The 317-nt window shown below is 70.3% G+C and carries 1 protein-coding gene; it reads right to left on the bottom strand.

The window, feature by feature from the left end:
- The coding region (locus AC13HU_RS38355) for a MinD/ParA family ATP-binding protein (RefSeq protein ID WP_483046604.1) at positions 1-317 on the bottom strand (317 nt) is incomplete at both ends.

Genomic DNA, 317 nt, shown 5'->3' with positions numbered 1-317 from the left:
CCGCGCATCGCGCTGTAGAGCAGGCCGGTGCCCGAGTCGGTGAGGATCACCGGGTACTGGCGGCCCAGGACGTCGATGGCGCGCCGGTAGTCCTCGTCGTTGAACGCCGTCGAGACCGCGGGGTCCACGTCGTTGGCGATGATCTCCAGACCCGAGGGGGCCTGCGAGGTGAACCGCCGGATGTCCATGTAGCTGTGGAGGTACGGGATCGCCTGCACCAGGTCGCGGATGGTCGCACCGGTCTCCCGGCGCACCCGGCGGCCGAGCGTGCCCGCGTCCGGGTTGGCGTCGATCGCCAGGATCTTGTCCTGCCGCTC

Source organism: Streptomyces sp. NH27, from assembly GCF_056859195.1.
The sequence above is the reverse complement of the archived record's forward strand: the minus strand, read 5'-3'. Positions and strand labels throughout refer to the sequence as shown.